This window comes from Bradyrhizobium iriomotense, assembly GCF_018129405.1.
Lineage (GTDB): Bacteria > Pseudomonadota > Alphaproteobacteria > Rhizobiales > Xanthobacteraceae > Bradyrhizobium > Bradyrhizobium iriomotense_B.
Window position 1 is genome coordinate 607,891 of the sequence record NZ_JAFCLP010000002.1, and the last position, 22,259, is coordinate 630,149.

Annotated in this window: 19 protein-coding genes, 1 tRNA gene and 1 pseudogene; 4 read left to right on the forward strand and 17 right to left on the reverse strand. The window is 63.7% G+C overall.

Annotation, left to right across the window (positions count from 1 at the left end):
• Positions 1 to 168: 168 nt before the first annotated feature.
• From acpS to rpoZ, 4 genes are all read right to left on the reverse strand, one after another.
• On the reverse strand, positions 169 to 588 hold the full coding sequence (gene acpS / locus JQ592_RS07610) for a holo-ACP synthase (protein ID WP_080137036.1): 420 nt from the start codon (positions 586 to 588) through the stop codon (positions 169 to 171).
• A complete protein-coding gene (locus tag JQ592_RS07615) occupies positions 585 to 1,337 on the reverse strand; it encodes a pyridoxine 5'-phosphate synthase (RefSeq protein ID WP_211402245.1) in 753 nt (250 codons plus the stop codon). Before JQ592_RS07615 ends, acpS begins: the two co-directional genes overlap by 4 nt.
• A 45-nt stretch (positions 1,338 to 1,382) precedes the next feature.
• Positions 1,383 to 3,668 (reverse strand): RelA/SpoT family protein, encoded by a 2,286-nt coding sequence (locus JQ592_RS07620; protein ID WP_211402246.1) that lies wholly within the window; start codon positions 3,666 to 3,668, stop codon positions 1,383 to 1,385.
• Between the two features lie 207 nt (positions 3,669 to 3,875).
• Positions 3,876 to 4,268, reverse strand: coding sequence for a DNA-directed RNA polymerase subunit omega (gene rpoZ, locus JQ592_RS07625; protein WP_008133017.1), 393 nt, complete (start codon positions 4,266 to 4,268; stop codon positions 3,876 to 3,878).
• A gap of 330 nt (positions 4,269 to 4,598) precedes the next feature.
• Between rpoZ and JQ592_RS07630 the strand changes: the two genes are divergently transcribed.
• Entirely contained in the window at positions 4,599 to 5,246 is a 648-nt protein-coding gene (locus JQ592_RS07630) for an NYN domain-containing protein (RefSeq protein ID WP_018644573.1), read from the forward strand.
• Complete coding sequence (locus JQ592_RS07635) at positions 5,227 to 5,901, forward strand: uracil-DNA glycosylase (protein WP_211402247.1); 675 nt, start codon at positions 5,227 to 5,229, stop codon at positions 5,899 to 5,901. Before JQ592_RS07630 ends, JQ592_RS07635 begins: the two co-directional genes overlap by 20 nt.
• Before the next feature lie 12 nt (positions 5,902 to 5,913).
• On the opposite strand, the gene JQ592_RS07640 is transcribed toward JQ592_RS07635, so the two are convergent.
• From JQ592_RS07640 to dapA, 4 genes are all read right to left on the reverse strand, one after another.
• A complete protein-coding gene (locus JQ592_RS07640) occupies positions 5,914 to 6,495 on the reverse strand; it encodes a peroxiredoxin (protein ID WP_211402248.1) in 582 nt (193 codons plus the stop codon).
• A 4-nt stretch (positions 6,496 to 6,499) separates the two neighbouring features.
• On the reverse strand, positions 6,500 to 6,973 hold the full coding sequence (gene smpB / locus JQ592_RS07645; RefSeq protein ID WP_035709956.1) for an SsrA-binding protein SmpB: 474 nt from the start codon (positions 6,971 to 6,973) through the stop codon (positions 6,500 to 6,502).
• 67 nt (positions 6,974 to 7,040) lie between these two features.
• The gene (gene mscL, locus JQ592_RS07650; RefSeq protein WP_211402536.1) at positions 7,041 to 7,454 is read right to left on the reverse strand and encodes a large conductance mechanosensitive channel protein MscL; all 414 of its coding nucleotides are present in this window, start codon (positions 7,452 to 7,454) and stop codon (positions 7,041 to 7,043) included.
• Positions 7,455 to 7,510: 56 nt separating this feature from the next.
• The gene (gene dapA, locus JQ592_RS07655) at positions 7,511 to 8,401 is read right to left on the reverse strand and encodes a 4-hydroxy-tetrahydrodipicolinate synthase (protein ID WP_211402249.1); all 891 of its coding nucleotides are present in this window, start codon (positions 8,399 to 8,401) and stop codon (positions 7,511 to 7,513) included.
• A gap of 280 nt (positions 8,402 to 8,681) precedes the next feature.
• Here dapA and JQ592_RS07660 point away from each other — a divergent pair, with 280 nt between their 5' ends.
• On the forward strand, positions 8,682 to 11,081 hold the full coding sequence (locus tag JQ592_RS07660; RefSeq protein WP_211402537.1) for a lytic transglycosylase domain-containing protein: 2,400 nt from the start codon (positions 8,682 to 8,684) through the stop codon (positions 11,079 to 11,081).
• A 292-nt stretch (positions 11,082 to 11,373) separates the two neighbouring features.
• Here the strand turns inward: JQ592_RS07660 and JQ592_RS07665 are convergent, their stop codons facing one another.
• From JQ592_RS07665 to JQ592_RS07675, 3 genes and pseudogenes are all read right to left on the reverse strand, one after another.
• Positions 11,374 to 13,050: an arylsulfatase gene (locus tag JQ592_RS07665; RefSeq protein WP_211402538.1), complete on the reverse strand. Its 1,677-nt coding sequence runs from the start codon at positions 13,048 to 13,050 to the stop codon at positions 11,374 to 11,376.
• 29 nt (positions 13,051 to 13,079) lie between these two features.
• Positions 13,080 to 13,651 (reverse strand): annotated as a pseudogene (locus JQ592_RS07670) (formylglycine-generating enzyme family protein).
• Positions 13,652 to 13,953: 302 nt separating this feature from the next.
• Positions 13,954 to 15,516 (reverse strand): porin, encoded by a 1,563-nt coding sequence (locus tag JQ592_RS07675; RefSeq protein WP_211402250.1) that lies wholly within the window; start codon positions 15,514 to 15,516, stop codon positions 13,954 to 13,956.
• 847 nt (positions 15,517 to 16,363) lie between these two features.
• Between JQ592_RS07675 and JQ592_RS07680 the strand changes: the two genes are divergently transcribed.
• A tRNA-Ser gene (locus JQ592_RS07680) sits at positions 16,364 to 16,456 on the forward strand.
• A gap of 139 nt (positions 16,457 to 16,595) precedes the next feature.
• Here the strand turns inward: JQ592_RS07680 and JQ592_RS07685 are convergent.
• From JQ592_RS07685 to JQ592_RS07710, 6 genes are all read right to left on the reverse strand, one after another.
• Complete coding sequence (locus JQ592_RS07685) at positions 16,596 to 16,805, reverse strand: hypothetical protein (RefSeq protein WP_211402251.1); 210 nt, start codon at positions 16,803 to 16,805, stop codon at positions 16,596 to 16,598.
• Between the two features lie 193 nt (positions 16,806 to 16,998).
• Positions 16,999 to 17,265 (reverse strand): hypothetical protein, encoded by a 267-nt coding sequence (locus JQ592_RS07690; RefSeq protein WP_014494734.1) that lies wholly within the window; start codon positions 17,263 to 17,265, stop codon positions 16,999 to 17,001.
• Positions 17,266 to 18,794: 1,529 nt separating this feature from the next.
• Positions 18,795 to 20,273, reverse strand: coding sequence for an Asp-tRNA(Asn)/Glu-tRNA(Gln) amidotransferase subunit GatB (gatB, locus tag JQ592_RS07695; protein ID WP_211402252.1), 1,479 nt, complete (start codon positions 20,271 to 20,273; stop codon positions 18,795 to 18,797).
• Positions 20,270 to 20,572: a hypothetical protein gene (locus JQ592_RS07700; RefSeq protein ID WP_211402253.1), complete on the reverse strand. Its 303-nt coding sequence runs from the start codon at positions 20,570 to 20,572 to the stop codon at positions 20,270 to 20,272. Before JQ592_RS07700 ends, gatB begins: the two co-directional genes overlap by 4 nt.
• The gene (gene gatA, locus JQ592_RS07705) at positions 20,563 to 22,038 is read right to left on the reverse strand and encodes an Asp-tRNA(Asn)/Glu-tRNA(Gln) amidotransferase subunit GatA (RefSeq protein ID WP_211402254.1); all 1,476 of its coding nucleotides are present in this window, start codon (positions 22,036 to 22,038) and stop codon (positions 20,563 to 20,565) included. Before gatA ends, JQ592_RS07700 begins: the two co-directional genes overlap by 10 nt.
• Positions 22,035 to 22,247: a hypothetical protein gene (locus tag JQ592_RS07710; RefSeq protein WP_027547180.1), complete on the reverse strand. Its 213-nt coding sequence runs from the start codon at positions 22,245 to 22,247 to the stop codon at positions 22,035 to 22,037. The genes gatA and JQ592_RS07710 overlap by 4 nt, the downstream gene beginning before the upstream one ends.
• Positions 22,248 to 22,259 lie beyond the last annotated feature (12 nt).

Here is a 22,259-nt window from a genome sequence, read left to right on the forward strand (position 1 = left end):
CCTGATTCTGATAATGAGGGCCAATTCCGGCGTAAAGCCGAATTCACCCAGCCTGGTTTGCGTCGGCGGACTTTTAGACGGTTGTCGGGAGCCACGCAATCAAGGATCGCATCAAAACTGCATAAGATATTGATTTTTAATAAGAATTATAAAATGACCCTCGAACGGTCAGGGCTTCGCCAACGGGACGGCGGAAATGATGACGAAGGCTTGGGCGAGCGGCCAGTCATCGGTGATCGAAAGGTCGATCCGCGGCTCGAATCCCTCCGGCGTCAGGGCCTGGAGCCGGGCCAGGGCACCGCCGGTGAGCTGCATGGTCGGCCGTCCCCCCGGCAGGTTGACCACCCCCATGTCGCGCCACCAGACGCCGCGGCGGATACCGGTGCCGAGCGCCTTGGAGCAGGCCTCCTTGGCGGCGAAGCGCTTGGCATAGGTCGCCACCACCATCTTCTCGTTCTTGGCCCGCCGCTCCGCCTTGGCCCGCTCGGCCGCGGTGAAGATGCGGTCGAGGAAGCGCTCGCCATGGCGCTCGATCACCTTGGCGACGCGGGTGATGTCGATCAGGTCGGAGCCGATGCCGATGATCATGCCCGGCTCCGGCCGCGGTCCATCGCCGCCCGCATGCTGCGCACCGTCTCGGCAAGGCCCACGAACAGCGCTTCGCCGATCATGTAGTAGCCGATGTTGAGCTCCATGATCTCAGGCAGCGCTGCGATCGTCTCCGCCGTGGCGTAGTCGAGCCCGTGGCCGGCATGAACCTCCAGCCCGGCGTCCTTCGCCAGCTTTGCCCCGGCCACGATCCGCTGCCATTCGGCCGCGGCCTTGTCGGCGTGGCCGTCGACGACGGCATCGCACCAGGCGCCGGTATGGATCTCGATCACAGGCGCACGCAGCCGCGCCGCCATCTCGATCTGCGCGGGGTCCGCGGCGATGAACAGCGAGACGCGGATGCCGGCATCGCTCAATCGCGCGATGTAGGGCGCGAGCGCATTGTGCTGCCCGACCACGTCTAACCCGCCTTCGGTCGTCACCTCCTGGCGCCGCTCCGGCACCAGGCACACCGCGTGCGGCTTTGTGGCGAGCGAGATGCGCATCATGTCGTCGGTCGCGGCCATCTCGAAATTGAGCGGCCTGGAGATTTCCGCCTTAAGCCGCGCCATGTCCTCGTCGCGGATGTGCCGGCGATCCTCGCGCAAGTGAGCCGTGATGCCGTCGGCACCGGCCTCGATGGCCAGCAGCGCGGCGCGCACCGGGTCGGGATGGCGGCCGCCGCGCGCGTTACGCACGGTTGCAACGTGATCGATATTGACGCCGAGACGGAGCGGAGTTGCAGGCATTTCAGGACTCACGAAATCAGAGAGACGGACACATGCGGCATGCGTCTATCCATTAACACGTTCGACGCGGGCGACGACCGCCTTCGCGCGCAACTGGGCGAGGATCGCGCTCAGGTGCTTGAGATCGTAGACTTCGAGGTCGATCGTCGTCTCGGTGAAATCGGGTGAGCGGCGCTGCATGCTGATGTTGTCGATGTTGCCGTCGTGCTCGGCGATCACGGTCGCGATCTGCGCCAGCGCGCCGGGCTCGTTGACGTTCTCGACCTTGATGCGGGCCGGGAAGCGCTGCGGCGCGGTGTCCTCGATGTCCCAGCGCACGTCCAGCCAGCGCTCCGGCTCCTCCTCGAAATCCTTCAGGGCCGGCGCCTGGATCGGATAGATCGTGATGCCCTCGCCCGGGGTGACGATGCCGACGATGCGGTCGCCGGGCACCGCGCCGCCGTTCGGGGCGAACTTCACCGGCAGGTCGGAATTGATGCCGCGGATCGGGATCGCGACCGGGCTGCGCGGCGGCTCGGACGACTTCTCCTTGAGCTTGGCGGCCAGGCCCTTCTTGATGCCGTAGCGGGCGACGCGCTCCTCCTTGTAGTCGGGATACATGGCGCGCGCGACGTGGGAGGCCTTGATCTCGCCGCGCCCCACGGCCGCCATGACGTCCTCGATCGAGGTGCGCGCAAGCCGCGGCAGCGCGCCCTTGAGCTTGTCGTCGGCGTATTCGATCTTGGCACGCTCGAACAGGCGCTCGACGATGCGCCGGCCGAGGCCGACATATTGGTCGCGCACCGCGGTACGCGTGGCGCGGCGGATCGCGGCGCGCGCCTTGCCGGTGACCGCCAGCGTTTCCCAGGCGGACGGCGGTGCCGACTGCGCCTCGGAGGTCAGCACCTCGACCTCGTCGCCGTTCTGCAGCTCCGAGGACAGCGGCGAGAACTTGCCGTTGATCTTGCAGCCCACGGCGCTGTTGCCGACGTCGGTGTGTACGGCATAGGCGAAGTCGATCACGTTGGCATGGCGCGGCAGCGCGATCAGCTTGCCCTTCGGGGTGAAGCAGAACACCTGGTCGTGGAACAGCTCGAGCTTGGTATGCTCGAGGAATTCCTCGGGATTGGCGCTCTCCGACAGGATGCCGACGGTGTGGCGCAGCCAGGCAAACGCATTGGATTCGCGCTTGAGGTATTCGGTCGGCGAGCCCGCGTCTTCCTTGTAGAACACGTGCGCGGCGATGCCGCGCTCGGCGATCTGATCCATCTCCTCGGTACGGATCTGCAGCTCGGCGCGCTGGTTGCCCGGACCGATCACGGTGGTGTGGATCGAGCGGTAGTCGTTCTGCTTCGGCGTCGAGATGTAGTCCTTGAAACGGCCCGGCACGACCGGCCAGGTGGTGTGAACGATGCCGAGCGCGCGGTAGCACGCCTCGACGTCGTTCACGACGACGCGAAAGCCGAAGATATCAGACAATTGCTCGAAGCCGACCGACTTGCGCTCCATCTTGGTCCAGATCGAGAATGGCTTCTTGCGGCGGCCGTAGACCCGCGCCCCCAGGCCCCGGTGGCGCAGATTGTTGGAGAGCTGGTCCTCGATCTCGCCGATCAGGTTGCGGTTGCGCTCGGCGAGCGCATCGAGCCGCTGCATCACCACCGAATAGGCCTCGGGGTCGAGCGTGCGGAAGGACAGATCTTCCAGCTCTTCGCGCATTTGCTGCATGCCCATGCGCCCCGCGAGCGGCGCATAGATGTCGAGCGTCTCCTCGGCGATGCGCCGGCGCGATTCTGTCGGCACGAATTCCAGCGTGCGCATGTTGTGCAGGCGGTCGGCGAGCTTGACCAGCAACACACGGACATCATCGGCAATCGCCAGCAACAATTTGCGCAGGTTCTCGGCCTGCTTGGCCTCGCGCGACACCAGTTCCAGCCGCTTCAGCTTGGTCAGGCCCTCGACCAGCGCGCCGATCTCGGGCCCAAAGATCTGGTCGATCTCGCCGCGCGTCGCTTCGGTGTCCTCGATCGTGTCGTGCAGCAGCGCGGCCACGATGGTGGCATCGTCGAGCTTGAGGTCGGTGAGAATCGCCGCCACTTCGAGCGGGTGCGAAAAGTAAGGATCGCCCGAGGCCCGCGTCTGCGAGCCGTGCGCCTTCATGGCGTAGACATAGGCGCGGTTGAGCAGATCTTCGTTGGTGTTGGGATTGTAGGACCTGACGCGCTCGACGAGGTCATATTGACGCATCATGCGCGCGCGCGGCTTTGCCGGGCGCACCACCGGCGCAGTCGGGGCCATTGCAACCGATTCGGTTGCGGCCTGCATCTGCGTTGATCTCCGGCGCCGATATACCATTCCGTCCTGCCTTCAAACGGGCCATGAGCTACCCGTTGTATACATCTTAGCGCCGATCGCGCGCGCGTCCGATCAATTCGGTGACAGGTGCGCGGCGCGAACCGGCAACGCTATGGTAACCACGAAAACGCCAACAAAAGCAAAGGCCCGAACAACGGTTCGGGCCTTTGATATGATCACAAGAAGTCGACGATTGCGACGGGACGATTACTCGTCCTCCTCGGGCTGCTCTTCCGGCGGCGCGAGGCCTTCGAGGCCCTTCAGGAGCTCCTCTTCGGTCATGCGCTCAACGGCAACTTCGGTATCGTCCGCATCGACGCTGGCGCCGGCGGAACCGATCAGCGGCACCGTATCCGGCTCGGGCTCATCGACCTCGACGAACTTCTGGAGCGAGTGCACCAGCTCCTCGCGGAGGTCCTCCGGCGAGATGGTCGTGTCGGCAATTTCACGCAAAGACACAACAGGGTTCTTGTCGTTATCGCGGTCAACCGTTAGTTGTGAACCTGACGAAATCATGCGGGCGCGGTGGGCGGCCAGCAGGACCAGGTCAAACCGGTTGTCGACCTTGTCGATACAATCTTCTACGGTGACGCGAGCCATGGACTGTCGCTCCGTTGTGGGTGGGACGAAATATGTGGATGATTGGGGCTAGTTATAGGGGCCAAGCCAGTTTCGCAAGGCCAATTTGTGATTTGGCCTCGCCAAATGGCTCTGGTACCCCCACATTAGGGCTGGGATGGGTGATTTCCCGGGCTGCCAGCGAGGGCGGCGCCGGGTGTATGAGAGTCCGCCATAACTATACCTTGATTGCCCCGACTTCTCCGGATTTGCGGATTCGACGGGTTTAGGCGCCACCTTGGGACTGCGCGACTGGCTGCCGCCGCGCCAACAATAAACGATCAATCACGACACACTACGCGAGCAAACTGAATGTCACCTTCTCCTACCAACAAGATCGCGCTCTTCATCGACGGGGCCAATCTCTACGCGACGGCGAAAACCCTGGGCTTCGACATCGACTACAAGCGCCTGCTGAAGGAGTTTCAGAGCCGCGGGACGCTGCTCCGGGCGTTCTACTACACCGCCATCATCGAGGATCAGGAATACTCCTCGATCCGCCCGCTGATCGACTGGCTGGACTACAACGGCTACACCGTCGTCACCAAGGCGACCAAGGAATTCATCGACGCCTCCGGCCGCCGCAAGGTCAAGGGCAACATGGACATCGAGCTGGCCGTGGACGCCATGGAGCTCGCCGAGCACATCGACCAGATGGTGCTGTTCTCCGGTGACGGCGACTTCCGCTCCCTGGTCGAGGCCGTCCAGCGCCGCGGCGTGCGGGTCACCGTGGTCTCCACCATCGCCAGCCAGCCGCCGATGATCGCCGACGAGCTGCGCCGCCAGGCCGACGTCTTCACCGACCTCGTCGAGCTGCAATCCAAGCTCGGCCGCGACCCGTCCGAACGCCCCGCCCCGCGCGACCGCGGCGAGCGTGGCGAGGGACGCCACCACGCCCCGCAGTTCCTCCAGCGCGCGACCACCATGGCGCCGAGGGGCGATGACGACTTCGAGGAGTGAGGCGGCACGGTCCAGCCGCCAGCCCCCCACCCTCGTCCCCGATCGTGACTGCCCGTTCTGCCCGCGCCTGGTCGCCTTTCGCGAGGCGAACCGCGCGCGCGAGCCGCTGTGGCACAACGCCCCGGTCCCGCCCTTCGGCGACATCACGGCACGCCTCCTGATCGTCGGCCTGGCGCCGGGCATGCAGGGCGCCAACCGCACCGGCCGTCCCTTCACCGGCGACTATGCCGGCGACCTGCTCTACGCCACGCTGCTCGAATACGGCTTTGCCAAGGGGGCCTATCAGGCGCGGCCTGATGACGGGCTGAAGCTGGTCGACTGCCGCATCGCCAATGCGGTGCATTGCGTGCCGCCGCAAAACAAGCCGCTGCCGGTCGAGATCAACACCTGCCGCCAGTTCCTCGTCGCGAATCTCGAGACGATGCCGAAGCTGCGCGCCATCGTCGCGCTCGGTCGGATTGCGCACGACAGCGTGCTCAAGCCGCTGAAGCTGAAGGCCTCGCAGGCCCCCTTCGGCCATGGCGCGGTGCATCAGGCCGGACCGTTCAAGCTGTACGACAGCTATCACTGCTCGCGCTACAACACGAACACCGGCGTGCTGACCGCCGACATGTTCAGGTCGGTGTTCGCGAGGATCAAGGCCGACCTCGATTAGGTCTCGTCCTGGTCAGCCCTTGGCTGGATTGGCCTTCAGCCAGTCCAGGACGTCGCCGGCATTCCGGTCGGGCGGAAACACCGGATAGAACACATGCGTGATGCTGGCATCGTCGATGATCAGCGCAAGCCGCTTGATCAGCGTCAGGCCCGCGACTTCCATGGTCGGCAGGTTCAACGCCCGCGTCAGCGCCAGCTTCTCGTCCGACAGCACGGGGAACGGCAGATGCAGGCGCGAGGCCATCTCGGTCTGGTAGTCATTGCTCTGGGTTGAGAGGCCGAACACGTGGGCGGCGCCTGCAGCCTTCAGCTCGGCGAACAGATCGCGGAACGCGCAAGTCTGCGGCGTGCAGCCGCGCGCCCCCGGGATCATGTCCCAATCGTCCACCAGCGCGATCTTGCCGGGCTCGCCGGTGCGCGGATAGGCGAACACCACGGTCCGGCCGCGCAGCGCCGACAGCGTCACCGACCTGTCGTCGGTCGCGAGCAGGCCGATCGGAGGCAGCGTCAAACCTTTGAGATGCGCGGCACCGCCATCATCGGCGGGTGCCGGAATCTGGCTCCAGTCAACCTCGAGCAGGTTCCGCTGGTTCATCGCATTATCCCCTCGCCCGCATCAACCGGCCCTTCTCCCGGCTCCAGTCGCGCTTCTTCTCGCTCTCGCGCTTGTCGTGCAGCTTCTTGCCCTTGGCAACCGCGAGCTGCAATTTGGCGCGCCCGCGCTCGTTGAAATAGAGCTTGAGCGGGATCAGCGTCATGCCCTCGCGGTCGACCGCGCCCATCAGCTTGTTGATCTGCCGGCGATGCAGCAGCAGCTTGCGCGGCCGCTTCGGCTCGTGATTGAAGCGGTTGCCCTGGAGATATTCGGGAATGGTGGCGTTGATCAGCCAGATCTCGCCGTCCTTGGAATCGGCGTAGGATTCGGCGATCGTGCTCTTGCCGTTGCGGATCGACTTGACCTCGGTGCCGGTCAGCGCAATGCCCGCCTCGATCGTATCTTCGATGGCGTAGTTGAAGCGGGCCTTGCGGTTTTCCGCCATGACCTTGATCGGACGTTCGTTCTTATCGGCCATGACCTACAAAACCCGGCGGACAAACCTGATGCGCAGCGATGCTAACAGTTTGGACGAAGCGCGCGCGTCACTTCTTGAGGAGATCGCGGATCTCGGTGAGCAGTTCGACCTCGGCCGACGGCTTCGGCGGCTCCGCGGGCTTGGCCTCCTCCTTGCGCTTCAGCGTGTTCATGGCGCGGATCACCAGGAACAGCACGAAGGCGATGATGATGAAGTTGATCGTCAACGTCAGGAAGCTGCCGTAAGCGAGCACCGCGCCTTGCTTTTTCGCATCCGCTAAGTTGGTGGCGGTAACCGCCTTCGACAAGGGGATGAAGTAGTTCGAGAAGTCGAGACCGCCGGTGGCGGCGCCGATGATCGGCATGATGACGTCACCGACCAGCGACGTGACGATGGCGCCGAAGGCCGCACCGATGATGACGCCGACCGCGAGGTCGACGACGTTGCCCTTCATCGCGAACTCGCGGAACTCCTTGAGCATCCGCATGCCCCTTTCGTCGACCCCGCCCATGACAAGCTCCCCGAAAGCCTACCGCATCAGTTGATCAGGCCGGCATGCACCATGGCGCTGCGCACCGCAACGCGCGTCGGCTCGGAGACCGGCACCATCGGTAGCCGCAGGGTCTCGTCGAGCTTGCCGAGCAGCGACATCGCGTACTTGATCGGCGCCGGATTGCTCTCGATGAAGAGGTTGTTGTGCAGCGGCATCAGCTTGTCGTGCAGCCTCAAGGCGGTGGCATGGTCGCCCTTCTGCCAGGCGGCATGGAACTCGGAGCACAGGCGCGGCGCGACGTTGGAGGTCACCGAGATGCAGCCATGGCCGCCATGGGCCATGTAGCCGATGATGGTGGCGTCCTCGCCGGAGAGCTGGTTGAAATCCTCGCCCAGCGCCGCGCGCTGCTGCGAGACGCGCACCATGCTGGCGGTGGCGTCCTTGACGCCGGCGATGTTCTTCAGCTCCCACAGCCGCTTCATGGTGTCGACCGACATGTCGATCACCGAGCGCGGCGGAATGTTGTAGATGATGATCGGAATCCCGATCGCATCGTTGATCGCCTTGAAGTGCTGATACATGCCTTCCTGGGTCGGCTTGTTGTAATAGGGCGTCACGATCAGCACAGCGTCCGCGCCAGCCTTCTCGGCGTGCTGCGAGAGCTCGATCGCCTCCTTGGTCGAATTGGAGCCGGCGCCCGCGATCACGGGCACGCGGCCCTTGGCTTCAGCGATGCACCACTCGACGACCTTCTTGTGCTCGTCATGGCTCAGCGTCGGGCTCTCGCCGGTGGTGCCGACCGGGACCAGGCCATTGGTGCCCTCCGAGATCTGCCAGTTCACCAGGGAGCGGAACGCCGCCTCGTCCAGCGAACCGTTCTTGAACGGCGTGACCAAGGCGGTGAACGAACCCCGGAATTTCGTCTTGGCTGCCATGGACTTCCTCCGTACGCGGCAATCTTGAGAGCAAGCCCCATACATATCGGGTCTATCCCGCCGGTAAAAGGGCCGCAGCCCGGGGACGCACCGTTTAGGCCGCGATTTTGCCGCGGTGGTGGTGCAAACCCGCCGGAAGTAAGCGGCTGTTGGTATTTTGTCCGCATATTCAATCAGATTCAGCTAGATCTTGAGCCACTTCACTGATTCGGGGCGACGAAACGCCGTGACCTCCTTTCCTCGTGCCGCCTGGCGATCCGCCGGTCTGGTCGTGAGCCTGATGGCAGGGCTGTCGGTCGGCTGCGTCGCCCTCGCCAAGTCCAACGAAACGCCCGCAGACGGGACCAAGGAACCCGCGAAGCAAACTGCCAAGGACGCCGCGAAGGGATCAGCCAAGGGCGCAGCCAAGGACACGTCGAAGGGAACCGGCAAGGACGCAACAAAGGGTTCGAGCAAGGCGGCGGCTGGCGCCCCGGCCAAGGATGCAGCGAAGAAGCCGGCCAAGGAGACCAGCAAGGATGCCGGCAAGACCGCGGGCAAGGACTCCGGGAAGGACAAGCCGAAGCCAGCAGCCGCAGCCCCTGCGCCAAAATCACAGCCAACCGCCAACGGCTCGCCCGCCAAAACGGCGCCCGCCCCGGCCGTGACGGCCACCGTCAGGCCGACCGCCCCGGCCCCGGCAAAACCCATCGCAGCTCCCGTGCTGGCGCCGGCGACCCGCCAGCACGCCGCACCGCGCAAGCCGGTCACGCCAGCCGCGGTCGCTGCGACCTCGTCGACGTCGCAGGCCGACAAGGACACGCTGGAGAACGTCATCGAGCTCGTGCGCAAGCGCAAGGCGGGAGACGCCACCAACTACGCCGCCTCCATCTCCGATCCCGTCGCGCGAAAACTTGCGGAATGGATCATCCTGCGCAGCGAGGATAATGGCGCCACCGTCGAGCGCTACCGCGCCTTCCTCTCGGCCAATCCGAGCTGGCCGTCGCAGACCTTCCTGCGCCGCCGCCTCGAGGCCGCGATGTGGGACGACAGGCGCGACGATTCCGTCGCGTGGTCCTGGTTCGAGAACGAATCCCCGGTATCCGCCAAGGGCCGCTTCACGCTCGCCAAGGCGATGCTGGCGCGCGGCGACCGCGCCAATGCCGAGCGGCTGGTGCGCGAGGCCTGGCGCAGCGATCCGATGTCGGAGGACACCGAGAACAACGCGCTCGACCAGTTCGGTGCCCTGCTGACGCCGGGCGACCAGAAGGCGCGGATGGACACCCTGCTCTACGGCAGCGAGAACGAGGCCGCGCTGCGCGCCGCAAAACGCCTCGGCGCCGGCTATGTCGCGCTCGCCAAGGCCCGCATCGCCTCCGTCAAGAAGGCGCCGAACGCGCGGGCATTGCTCGAGGCGGTGCCGCGCGAGCTGCACAATGATCCCGGCTTCCTCTTCAGCAGGATCCAGCTGCTGCGCCGCGAGGAGAAGTTCACTGAGGCCGCCCAGCTGATGCTGTCGGCGCCGAAGGATCCGAACCGGCTCTACAATCTCGACGAATGGTGGATCGAGCGGCGCCTCCTGGCGCGCAAGATGATCGACACCGAGGAATTCCGCAGCGCCTATCTGATCGCGCGCGATGCGGCCCTGCCCTCCCGCGACATCTACAAGACCGAGCAGGAATTCACCGCGGGCTGGATCGCGCTGCGCTTCCTCAACGACCCCACGATCGCCACGCAGCACTTTGCCCGCATCGGCGTCGGCAGCGTCAACCCGACCACGCTGGCGCGCGCCGGCTATTGGCAGGGCCGCGCCGCGGAAGCCGCCGGCCGCCAGCAGGAGGCGCGCAATGCCTATGCCCGCGCTGCCGAACAATCGACCAGCTATTACGGCCAGCTCGCGCGCGCAAAACTCGGCCTGCCGCAGATCGAGCTGAACAGCCAGCCGCGCGGCCGCGGCGCCGAGCGGCTCGAGATCGTGCGCGCCGCGCACCTGCTCTACGAGCTCGATGAACGCGAGATGGCGGTGCCGATGCTCGCCGACATGGGCGAGAACGGCGATCCCGAGGCGCTTGCCGGCCTTGGCGAGCTGACCCAGCGCTACAGCGACGCGCGCGGCATGCTGCTGCTCGGCAAGGCCGCGCTCAACCGTGGCCTGCCCTTCGACTTCTATGCCTATCCCGTCAACGGCATCCCGCAATTCACGCCGATCGGCCCCGAGGTCGAGCGCAGCATCGTCTACGCCATCGCGCGGCAGGAGAGCGCGTTCAACCCGTCGGTGGTCTCGCCGGCCCAGGCCTACGGGCTGATGCAGGTGACGCCGGATGCCGCGCGCTATGTCTGCAAGCGGCACGGCGCGACCTACGATCTGGGGCGGCTCAAGAACGATTCGGTCTACAACGCCACGCTCGGTTCGGCCGAGCTCGGCGGGCTGCTCGAGGATTATCGCGGCTCCTACATCATGACCTTTGCCGCCTACAATGCCGGCCGCGGCAGCGTGAAGAAGTGGATCGACCGCTACGGCGATCCACGCGACCCCAAGGTCGATGCGGTCGACTGGGTCGAGCTGATCCCCTTCTCCGAGACGCGCAATTACGTGCAGCGGATCATGGAGAACCTTCAGGTCTACCGCGCCCGCTTCGGCGGCGGTACGCGGCTGCAGATCGAGGCCGATTTGCGCCGCGGCGCCGGCAGCGTGGAATAGAGACGGCCCGACTCTCGATTCGCTGCCGGGAGCATCGGTGGCGAAGGCCGGACATGCGCCGTCGTCCGGCTCGAGCCTTCGAGGAATATTCTCGAGGCCGAACCTGGTCGTGAGGCGAGCCGTCCCAGAGCGCGCAGCTTGAGAGCTGCCGACGTAGCTAGTCAGAACGTCCGCGACGGCGCCGATAGCGGACCAAATTCCGCATCGCAGCGAAACGACGCAAAGTACCAACAACGGGCAAGAGGAGCGGGCGACCATAGGAGGCCACCCGCAAGGGCTCAGAACTGCGCGCCTATTTCGCTATCGCCGCCCGCGCCGCTTCGATCTTGGCCTTCACCGCGTCTAGATTGAAGCTTGCACCCCTCTGCATCGGCGGAAACTCGATCGCCGTCATCGCCAGCTTTTCCACCTGCTGCTGAACAAACACGAAGCGCCAGAATTCGTATTTGAACCAGTCGAAGTATTGTTGCGCTCCGTATTTGGTCCCGCTATCGGGCCAGCCCGTGCGCTCGAAAGGATCGAGGCGAAGGTTGGTCAAATAGGGCACGTCAACCTTGCTTTTTTCACCCAACCAGCCTCCAGGCTGGTCGATGAAACGATATTTGTAGTCGTCGATGCGCACGGCCCCCAGCTCGCTTTCGCCGAAATAAAAGATTTCGTGCCGATTTGACGGCCCCTTGCCAGTGATCATGTCCAGCTGGTTGTAGCCGTCCAGATGGCACTTGTAGGTGCGGTCGCCGATGTGCTTACCCTTCTTGAGCTCGTCGACGATGTTGGGGTTGCCGGCAGCGGCCAGGAAGGTCGGGAACCAGTCCAGCCCGGACATGATGCCGTTCTCGACCTTGCCGGCCGGCACCTTGCCCGGCCAGCGGATCATCGCCGGCGCGCGGAAGCCGCCCTCCATGACCGTGCCTTTGCTCTGCGCGAATGGCGTCTGTCCCCCATCGGGCCAGGTGAAGACCTCGGTGCCGTTGTCGGTCGTGAAGACCACGATGGTGTTGTCATCGACGCCCATGTCCTTCAGCTTCTGCATCACGATGCCAACGTCGTCGTCGAGTTGCGCCATGCCGGCTTCATGGATGGACCAACCGTTCTTGGAGTTGCGCATCGCCTGGTACTTCGGCGACAGGTGCGTAACGATGTGCATGCGGGTCGGATTGAGCCACAGGAAGAATGGCTTGTTGTCGGCCTTAGCTCTGTCGATGAAATTCAGCGCAAAGTCGCGGATTTCATCGTCCACGGTTTCCATCCGCTTGGGATAGAGCGTTCCGGCGTCTTCGATCCTCTGCTTGCCGACTTTGCCCCAGCGCGGATCCACGGTGGCATCGTCCACGTTGGTCGCCCACGAGTGAACCATGTTGCGCGGACCGACTGTGTTCAACAGCTCCTGCGGATAAGCGGGGTGGGCCGGATCTTCCATCGCGTCGAGGTGATACAGGTAGCCGAAGAACTCATCGAAGCCATGCACCGTAGGCAGAAACTCGTTTTTGTCGCCAAGGTGGTTCTTGCCGAACTGGCCGGTGGCGTAGCCCATTCCTTTCAGCGCCGTGGCAATGGTCACGGCCTCCGCCGGCAAGCCGGTGGGAGCGCCGGCCTGGCCGACTGTGGTCATGCCGGTCCGGATCGGCAGCTCACCGGTGATGAAGTTGGCGCGACCCGCCGTGCAACTCGCCTCGGCGTAGTAGTCGGTGAACAGCATGCCTTCGGCGGCGATCTTGTCGAGGTTTGGCGTCCGCCCGGCCATCATCCCGCGGTGGTAGGCGCCGATATTCCAGATGCCGATATCGTCTCCCATGATGACGACGATGTTCGGCCGCTGGCCGGCCGCTGCTGGCGCTGGTGCCGGTTGCTGCGCTTGTACCGGGCTCGTCAATCCGACGGCCGAGAGCGCCGAAGCGGCGACGAGAGAACTGCCACTCAACAAGAGATCGCGGCGTTTCAATTCTCCGCCGATTGGTCTCGTGCTCATCTCAGGCTGTTCTGGAATCCTATCGTTACTCATGATGTGATCCTCTTCCTGGTGATGCACCTGAAGCCGAGATGGCTTGCTGAGGTGTCGATCGGCTCGGCATGACGGCGCGGCCGGACGATAGCGGCGGCAGTAGTTGGGAGCGCAAAGATGCGAGCCGCCCTTGAGCACCTTGCGCGGAATCCTGAGGTTTGGCTGACAAGAGTCGTAGCTCGCGCCCTCGGGCCCTCCGCGAGGATTTTGCGGGATGCAGCAGACTTTCGGGGCGCAAGTCTACGGCTCGCTTAGGCGGCGTGAAGACCAGCGAGCCGGCCCTGAGCATGTGCAGAGCGCCCGGATAGTCATTCGCATCAGGTGTAACTTCGGCGACAGTGACGTAACCGGTCGCGTTCACGAATTTGCGGAATTGGCGGTTGGTGACCGGCGTGCGATCCATCCAGAATCCGTCAACGGTAACGCGATGGGCCGGCGCTTCCTCCGGATAATGCCGATCCGAGCCCATGCGAAACGTGCCGCCCGGCACATACAGCATCCCCTCACCTGCTGGATGCTCAGACGATTGTCCGGAGCCAGACAACGATTTCGTATCAGCCAGATTCATGACGCCCCCCGGGCGCGTGCATCAGCGGCCTGCGTTGCTTGATTCGTGACACCGCCCGAAGAGTCGATTCGCTTGATGTGCGTCTTTCGAAAGTGGGGCCTTTGACGGACGGTGAGGCGTACAGAAACGGAGCGGCTCGTCTCCGGATTGATCCAGATCAAGGGTCCACAGCTCGGCGGCAGCGGAGGCTCAAGCCTGAGTAGCTTGAAAGCCGACCCTCGCTGGCTCGCAAGCCCATGCAACCAAAAGAAAAGCCCCGGCGGTTTCCCGCCGGGGCTCTCTGTCAGGTCGTTAGACCGAACTTACCAGTTGCGCTGAGCGCGGAGGAGCAGGGTGAAAGAGTCCTGATCCTTCAGCTCGTAGCTCGCGATCGGCTTGGCAGACCCCGAGTTGATTGCAGTGGTGGTCACGACACCAGAATACTTCTGGTCGAGGTGGGTCCAGTTGAAGTCAGCCGAGAAGGTCAGGTTCTTCACCGGAGTCCAGCGCGTGATCAAACCAACCTGGCCGATGTTGAAGTCGGGGTTACAACCCGTCACGCCCGCAATCGACGAGATGAGACCACCGGCTCCGCAAAGGAAGGTCTTGGCCCCGCCACCCCACTGAACCGCACCGTAAGCACCGTAAATCGCGGTGTTCCAGTAGGGATCCCAGTTGTGGGTGTAAGCGCCACGGAAGCCCCAGGTCTTGATGCTCTCCTGCGAGCCACCGGTGACAAACACGGTGTCCGGAGCAAAGCCGCCTCCGAAGCTCTGGTAGGCAACACCCGAGCTACCGTAGATGCCGAACGAACTGCCGACCAGGTTCTGGAAGTTGTAGCGGGTCGCACCGTCGGTGTAGACGCCCGAAATGTTGATCACGTCACCCGCACCGGTCGGGATGTTCTTGATCGACAGAGCGAGCTGAACTGCCCAACCCCACTTGTCGTCGGGGTGGCCACTCGGCTCGGTCGCGCCGTAGTAGGCAACGTGGTTGTCATGCGCGGCCACCGACGCCTGGAAGAGACCCCAAGCCTGGTCGACGCGGACCATACCGACGAGGTTCGGCGAACGCGAGCCACCGATGGCGTTGGAGCCATACGCAGCACCGGTGATCGCACCGAGGCCCGTCGCACCGCTCAGGTTCACGTTGCCGGCCTGGTAGTACGCGGTCGCGTCTTCCGCCGAGAACGACGCCGTGATGCCCTGACCGAAGTCAGCGGTGTAGGTGAACTGGTTGACACCAGTGACCGTGCCGCTGCCGCCGACGAGACCGTCGAAGTTGTTGCCGGGATAGTTGGTCCAGGGCGCGTCGAACTGCGACACGGCCTTACCCATCGTGAAGCCGGCGAACTGGATGAAGGCATAGTACACGCCGAGCGAACCGCCCGAGGTACCGCCGTCAGTCGGGTTGACGGCGCTTGCACCAGCGAGACCACCTGCCGAGTTGATGCCGAGCCCGGAGGTATACTGGGTCAGACCCGTGGCGTTGCCCAGGCCGACATAGCCACCCGAGGTCCAGGAGAACGTCGCATCGAAGAACGTGCGGACCACACCATATTCGGTCGCGGTGCGCGTGTCGATGTTGAGGTCTTCACGAGCGCGCCAGGTGTAGTAGTTGCTCAGGCGGTTGTGCGCCCCGGCCGGGGTGCCGGTCGCCATGCCGTAGACGCTGTTGGTGCCCAGCGCGACTTCAGCGCGCAGATAACCACCCAGCTTGATGCAGGTGTCAGTGCCCGGGATGTAGTAGAATCCGGCACCGTACAGGGAGCAGATCTTCACGTACTCGACCGCCTTGGCCTTCACGGGGAGATCGGCTGCCTGCGCTCCGCCCACGGCGATCAGACCCGCCGCTGAGCCGAGCAAAAGGCTCTTAACCAACTTCATGTTAAACCTCCAAGTTGCTCTTCAGGGAAGGTCACTGACCGGACGGCCAATTCCCCAACCCCCTCTAAATCACCGCTCTTGGCCCCTTCGCGCCTTCGGACACACCCGCATGAACGCGAGGGACTTAAGCGAAAGACCTAAACGGGACGACCTCGGGATGCCCCCCTCCGTCGCTCAGTCACAATTACCGAACGTCCTTGCACACACAACAACAGAACGCTCCGAGACGGGCCTAAGAAGCGTGTTTTCCGACGGGTGTTGCACAAATAACACGCAGATGTGATCGCAGCGCCCTCGTAACATGCTGTTTTTGCTATCATTTTTGAAGCGGTTCCATTTGCCATGAAAACTCCCCAGTTAAGGAGCGACGGACAACGCCTTCGCTCGCACGGGCTTTGGCGCGCTCGAATCGTGGAATCAGAAGAAGACTCAAGGACAAGGCTCAGCCTCCTTCCGCGGCTCGTTTCGCGACGCATCTCTTGGTGCGCGCGCGGTCACAGCGGTGCTCCCAGGCCGCGGCATACTCCTGGGGATGGCGGGCTATTGGGGATTTGGCCAGCAGCTCAAGCGGAGCTGGAGGGAACCCAGTCAGGCGCTTTCGGGCGTAAGCTCTGAAAAATTATCAGTAATGTCAGGTGCTTGCACGAGAAGAGCCGCGTTCATCCGCGAAAGGCGTCCTTGTCGTGGGACTCCAGACGATTCCAGCTCGCTGGTCCGTTCTCGCCGCCTCAGGTTCGCTCCCCCCGCGCAAACCGGTTTGTCTGGGAAAATCGATGGGAATATTCGAGCGAAAACACACGCTTCCAAATTGACCCGCTCAAGCAATTAGATGCATAAGGCTCGCACCGGAGAGGTGGCCGAGTGGCTGAAGGCAACGCTTTGCTAAAGCGTCATACGGTCTCAAGCTGTATCGAGGGTTCGAATCCCTCCCTCTCCGCCACCCAAAAGCAGCAGCACCGAGATCTGTGGGTTCTTTCACCTGAAAGCAGCTGCCGAACGGCTGCGAAAGCCCCGCGCAAGCGATCAACGCCGCCGAACTCAGGCCGATTCGCGATCACCTTATATATGTGTGTCCGCGCCTAGCGGCCGGACCGCCAGATGCGCCAATGCGAGGGCGAGATCAGCACCGGCTCGTTGGCCCAGACGTTGAACCAGACGCCGGACCTGCGGCAGGCCGGAAAGGTCCAGGGCACGATGCCCGTCTTGTGCGGCCGTCCGAGTTCCAGATCGCAATCATCGGGCGCGATCTGAATCGGCAGCCATTGTCCATTCGTGTCACGGGCGCTCATTGCGGGCCGGTTGTTAAGCAGCCACGCGGCGACACCATTGATTCAGCGCAACAAGGCTCACCCGTGAAAACACGGGGCCGGACACGTTTCTGCGCTTAAGATGTTTTCGAGCGTGGCGGATACCGGCTCGCGTAAAGAAGACGCATCAACGAAGACCTGGAGTGCCGCTCCGACCAACCGGAACGGAAATGGCCTAGTGGGCGGAAACCCAGGCCCTCGCCTCGCGTTGCGCGGCCGAGATCTCGGCATCCGACATCTGCCCGGCGACTTCCTGGCGGAGCGCCACGGCATCCTTGCGGCCCTTCAGCGCGGCGAGATTGAACCATTTGTGCGCGGCGACGAGATCGACGAGGCCGGAGCGGCCGCTCGCCCAATAGATCCCGCGCTCGAACAGCACGTCCGACAGCGCGCTCGCGTCGATCGGCGTCGCCGTCTCCAGATCGAAAGTACCCTGAAACATAACGCATCCCCTTTGTTCTTGTGCCGCCTCGTTCCCCCGAGCGCGGCTCCCGTCCAACTCTGATGTGCATGATCCCTTCTGGGATCGTGCGGTGTTCAACTCTCCCCATGCCGTTTGCCGGCTTGTTGGAGGCGATGATGGCGGGCAAATTTGAATGGCAGTTTAAGTATCGCGATGAAGGGGACGTAAACGCGAGCGCGCGAGGCCTGCGCGAGGAATTCAAGAAGTCCCTGATTTGCAGGCACTTCTGCGATTCGTCAGATTCGGTTTACCCTGGGATTTTCGGAGAACGATAACCATTGCGCGCGGTGACGGACCGCGTCCGCCCTGTCATTCCCCGCCACCGGGTCTCGCCTTCGGCGAGCCCGATGACAGGCTCCGGCGGGGAATCCAGTACGCCGCGGCCCATCGATTCAACCACTGCCGTCTCGGCGTACTGGATCGCCCGGTCGGAGCCGGGCGATGACGCCGCGAATGGAGAAGCGTCGCGCAAACAGCGCGCAATCGGGCCGCAGCCCTCGCCTGCCCGAAGGCAGCACGACGAGAGCGGCGCGGACGCGTCGCGGTCAGATCAGCAATGTCGGGAAAGGGGATGCCGGCAATACCCCGGCCTCAGGGAGAACGAGGGCGTCGGCGAACACGTCAGGACCAGATTCCACGTTGACCCGAAGGCCGCTTGCGGAATTGCGGAGCCCTTTGGAAAGAGAACCGCACCGAACGAAGAAAACTCGTTTCTTCTGCCGGACCGTGAAAGAGAACGGCCCGACCGTTGACCTGATGTCTCGCCGACACCCTCTATCGTCGACCAGAACCTCTGGGAGGCGCTGATGACGTGCCGGCTGCTTTAAGAGCCGGCAACTTCAGAAGCGAAGTTACTTCTTCTTCTTCGCGACCTTGCGGGTCTTCTTCGCAGTCTTCTTCACTGCGCTCTTCGCCTTCTTCGCCTTCTTCGCTTTCTTGGCCATGTTGCCCTCCGATGTGTGAGATGGCTTTAATCGCTGCGTGCATTCGGGGATCGAATGCACTCACCCCGAATACACCAACACGACGAAAAAAACATCTTCTCACTTAAGGAAGTGTTGACGGCGCGGTGCGCCTGCGCCAGCCGCGCTTGATTTGCCGACACGCAGAGACACGCGTCTGCGATTGCAAATGCTTCTCGCAGCATCGACGTCGTCAAGCGCAGCGATTGCAAAAAAACTCTATGCAGCAAGTATTATTCTGTGCGCGCACATCACGCGTGATCAATGCGACGAAGCACGCTGCAAAGCGCTCGATCGCCTCGCGGAGGCGAGTCGCGGACTCTGAGTCGCGAATTTTGGCAACGAAATTATTTTCATGCTTAACGGCGGAAGCGCTCGTCAGAGCGTGTGCAAGCCGCCGTTTTGCGCGAATCGCGCGACGGCGATTCGGTGGCGTTGCGCGCCCTGAGCGGGTGATGTTTGCCGCTCGAGGGTGCGCGCGCGTCGCATCGCGAACCCAAAGCGAGGTGACGAAGCGCGTCCGTCACCTCGTTCGAACGCGTGAGGCTAGATGCCGAGCTTGGACTTGAGCAGGTCGTTGACGCTCTGCGGATTGGCCTTGCCGCCGGACGCCTTCATCACCTGGCCGACGAACCAGCCGAGCGACTGCGGCTTATCCTTGACCTGCGCGGCCTTGTCGGGATTGGCCGCGATGATGTCGTCGACCACCTTCTCGATCGCCGAGAGGTCGGTGACCTGCTTCATGCCGCGGCTTTCGACCAGCGCGCGGGGGTCGCCGCCTTCCTGCCAGACGATCTCGAACAGGTCCTTGGCGATCTTGCCGGAGATCGTGCCCTCGCCGATCAGGTCGATGATCGCAGCGAGCTGCTCGGCATTGACCGGAGAGCCCGTAATATCCCGGCCTTCCTTGTTGAGACGGCCGAACAGCTCGTTGATCACCCAGTTCGCCGCCATCTTGCCGTCGCGCGCGCGATTGGCGAGCTTGTCGAGCACCGTCTCGTAGAACACCGCGCTCTCGCGCTCGGCGACGAGCACGCTCGCATCATAGGCCGACAGGCCGAAATCGGCGACGAAGCGCGCCTTCTTCTGGTCGGGCAGCTCAGGCAGCTTCGCTTTCAATTCGTCGACGAACGCCTGGCTGAACTCCAGCGGCAGCAGGTCGGGATCGGGGAAGTAGCGATAGTCGTGCGCCTCTTCTTTCGACCGCATCGAGCGCGTCTCGCCCTTGTCGGGGTCGAACCGACGCGTCTCCTGCTCGATCTGCCCACCGTCCTCGATGATCTCGATCTGGCGCCGCGCTTCATACTCGATCGCCTGGCCGATGAAGTTGATCGAGTTCATGTTCTTGATTTCGCAGCGGGTGCCGAGCGGTCCGCCGGGCTTGCGCACGGAAACGTTCACATCGGCGCGCAGGTTTCCCTTCTCCATGTCACCGTCACAGGTGCCGAGGTAACGCATGATCGAGCGCAGCTTGGTCACATAGGCCTTGGCCTGCTCGGCGTCGCGGATGTCCGGTTTTGAGACAATCTCCATCAGCGCCACGCCACAGCGGTTGAAGTCGATGAAGGACAGCGACGGCGACTGGTCGTGCAGCATTTTGCCGGGATCCTGCTCGATATGCAGGCGCTCGATGCCGATGGTGACGCTGCGGCCGCCGTCGAGCTCGACCAGCACCTCGCCCTCGCCCACGATCGGCGACTTGTACTGGCTGATTTGGTAGCCCTGCGGCAGGTCCGGATAGAAATAGTTTTTCCTGTCGAACACCGAACGCAGATTGATCTTTGCGTTGAGACCGAGCCCGGTCCGGACAGCCTGCCTGACACATTCCTCGTTGATGACAGGCAGCATGCCGGGCATCGCGACGTCGACCAGCGACACGTGGCTGTTCGGCTCTCCGCCGAAAGCGGTGGAGGCGCCCGAGAACAGTTTTGCGTTCGAGGTCACCTGGGCATGGATCTCCATGCCGATGACCATCTCCCAATCGCCGGTGGCGCCTTTGAGAAGCTTGTGCGTGGCCGTGCTCATGTCCTGCTCCCGAGCAGCGTGGCAGCGATCCGCTCCCACTCCGCTTCCAATGAATCCTTTGCCGCGACCTGGCCGGCCTGGCGATACCAGTAGCCGGCATTGCCGAGATCGCCTTCGACGCGGTGCAGATAAGCGTGCACCCACGCCGCATCGCGGCTGCTCTCGTCCTGGACGATCTTGTGCGCGCGGTCCCAGTCACCCTTGCCGGCCCACCAGAGACCGGCGAGCGGCGCGTTCAGCTCCGGCGCGGGCGCCGCACCGTCGAGGCTCGCGATGAATGCCGCGACATTCACCACCACCTCGCGGGCGTGAAGCGGCCGGCGGCCTGCTCGATCACCTCGCCGAGCGAGAACAGCGTCTCCTCCTCGAACGGACGGCCGATCAGCTGCAGGCCGAGCGGCAGGCCCTGTGCGTCCTTGCCGGCAGGCACCGCGATGCCCGGCAGGCCCGCCATGTTCACGGTCACCGTGAAGATGTCGTTGAGGTACATCTCGACCGGATCGGCACCGCCCTTCTCGCCGATGCCGAAGGCCGCCGACGGCGTCGCCGGCGTCAGGATCGCGTCGACGCCCTTGGCGAAGCAATCCTCAAAATCCTTCTTGATCAGCGTGCGCACCTTCTGGGCGCGCAGATAATAGGCGTCGTAATAGCCGGCCGAGAGCACGTAGGTGCCGATCATGACGCGGCGGCGCACCTCTGCGCCAAAGCCTTCGGCGCGGGTGTTCTCGTAGAGCTCGATGATGTTCCTTCCCTGCTCACGCAGGCCGTAGCGCACGCCGTCATAGCGCGCGAGGTTGGAGGACGCTTCCGCCGGCGCCACGATGTAATAGGCCGGCAGTGCGTATTTGGTGTGCGGCAGCGACACCTCGACGAGCTCGGCGCCGGCGCTCCTGAGCCACGCTGCGCCCGCTTCCCAAAGTTTCTCGATCTCGGCCGGCATGCCGTCGAGACGATACTCCTTGGGGATGCCGATCTTCATACCCTTTACGGACTTGCCGATCGCAGCCTCGTAATCCGGCACAGGGATATCGACAGACGTGGTGTCCTTCGGATCGTGCCCGGCCATCGAGCGCAGCAGCATTGCGCTATCGCGCACGCTGCGTGCGATCGGACCGGCCTGGTCGAGCGAGGAGGCAAAGGCGACGATGCCCCAGCGCGAGCAGCGGCCATAGGTCGGCTTGATGCCGACGGTCGCGGTGAACGCCGCCGGCTGGCGGATCGAGCCGCCGGTGTCGGTCGCGGTCGCGCCCATGCACAGCAGCGCCGCCACCGCCGAGGCCGAGCCGCCGGACGAGCCGCCCGGCACCAGCGTCGTGTTGCTTCCCTCGCGCCGCCAGGGATTGCCGACGGGACCGAAGCACGAGGTCTCGTTCGCCGACCCCATGGCGAACTCGTCATTGTTGAGCTTGCCGAGCATCACGGCGCCGTCGCGCCAGAGCTGCGAGGTCACCGTGGACTCATAAGTCGGCACGAAATTGCCCAAAATCTTCGAGCAAGCCGTGGTGCGCACGCCCTTGGTCGCGAACAGATCCTTGATGCCGAGCGGGATGCCTGCGAGCGGGCCGGCGTCACCCTTGGCGATCTTGTTGTCCGCCTCGCGCGCCATGGCGCGCGCCTGGTCGGGCGTCTCCATCACGAAGGCGTTGAGCACGCGCGCGGCTTCGATCGCGGAAAGATGTGCGTCGGTCAGCTCGAGTGACGTGAAAGTCTTGTCGGCGAGACCCTTGCGGGCCTCGGCGAGCGTCAGCGATGTCAAATCGGTCATTTATTGATCGGGCTGCAGAAGAACGGAGACAGGGTTTTGTCGTTGGCCGGGTCGTCTTTTTTGGCGGCGGCTTTCGCGGCCGCCTCGATCTCGTCGAGCACGGCGTTGACGGCGACATTGGGATCGGCAGCCTTGCCCTGCCGCTCCATCTTGTCGAGGTAATTCATGTAGGCCTGGTAGGCCTTCTCATCGTCGCAAAGCAGACACATCGGGCCTGGTCC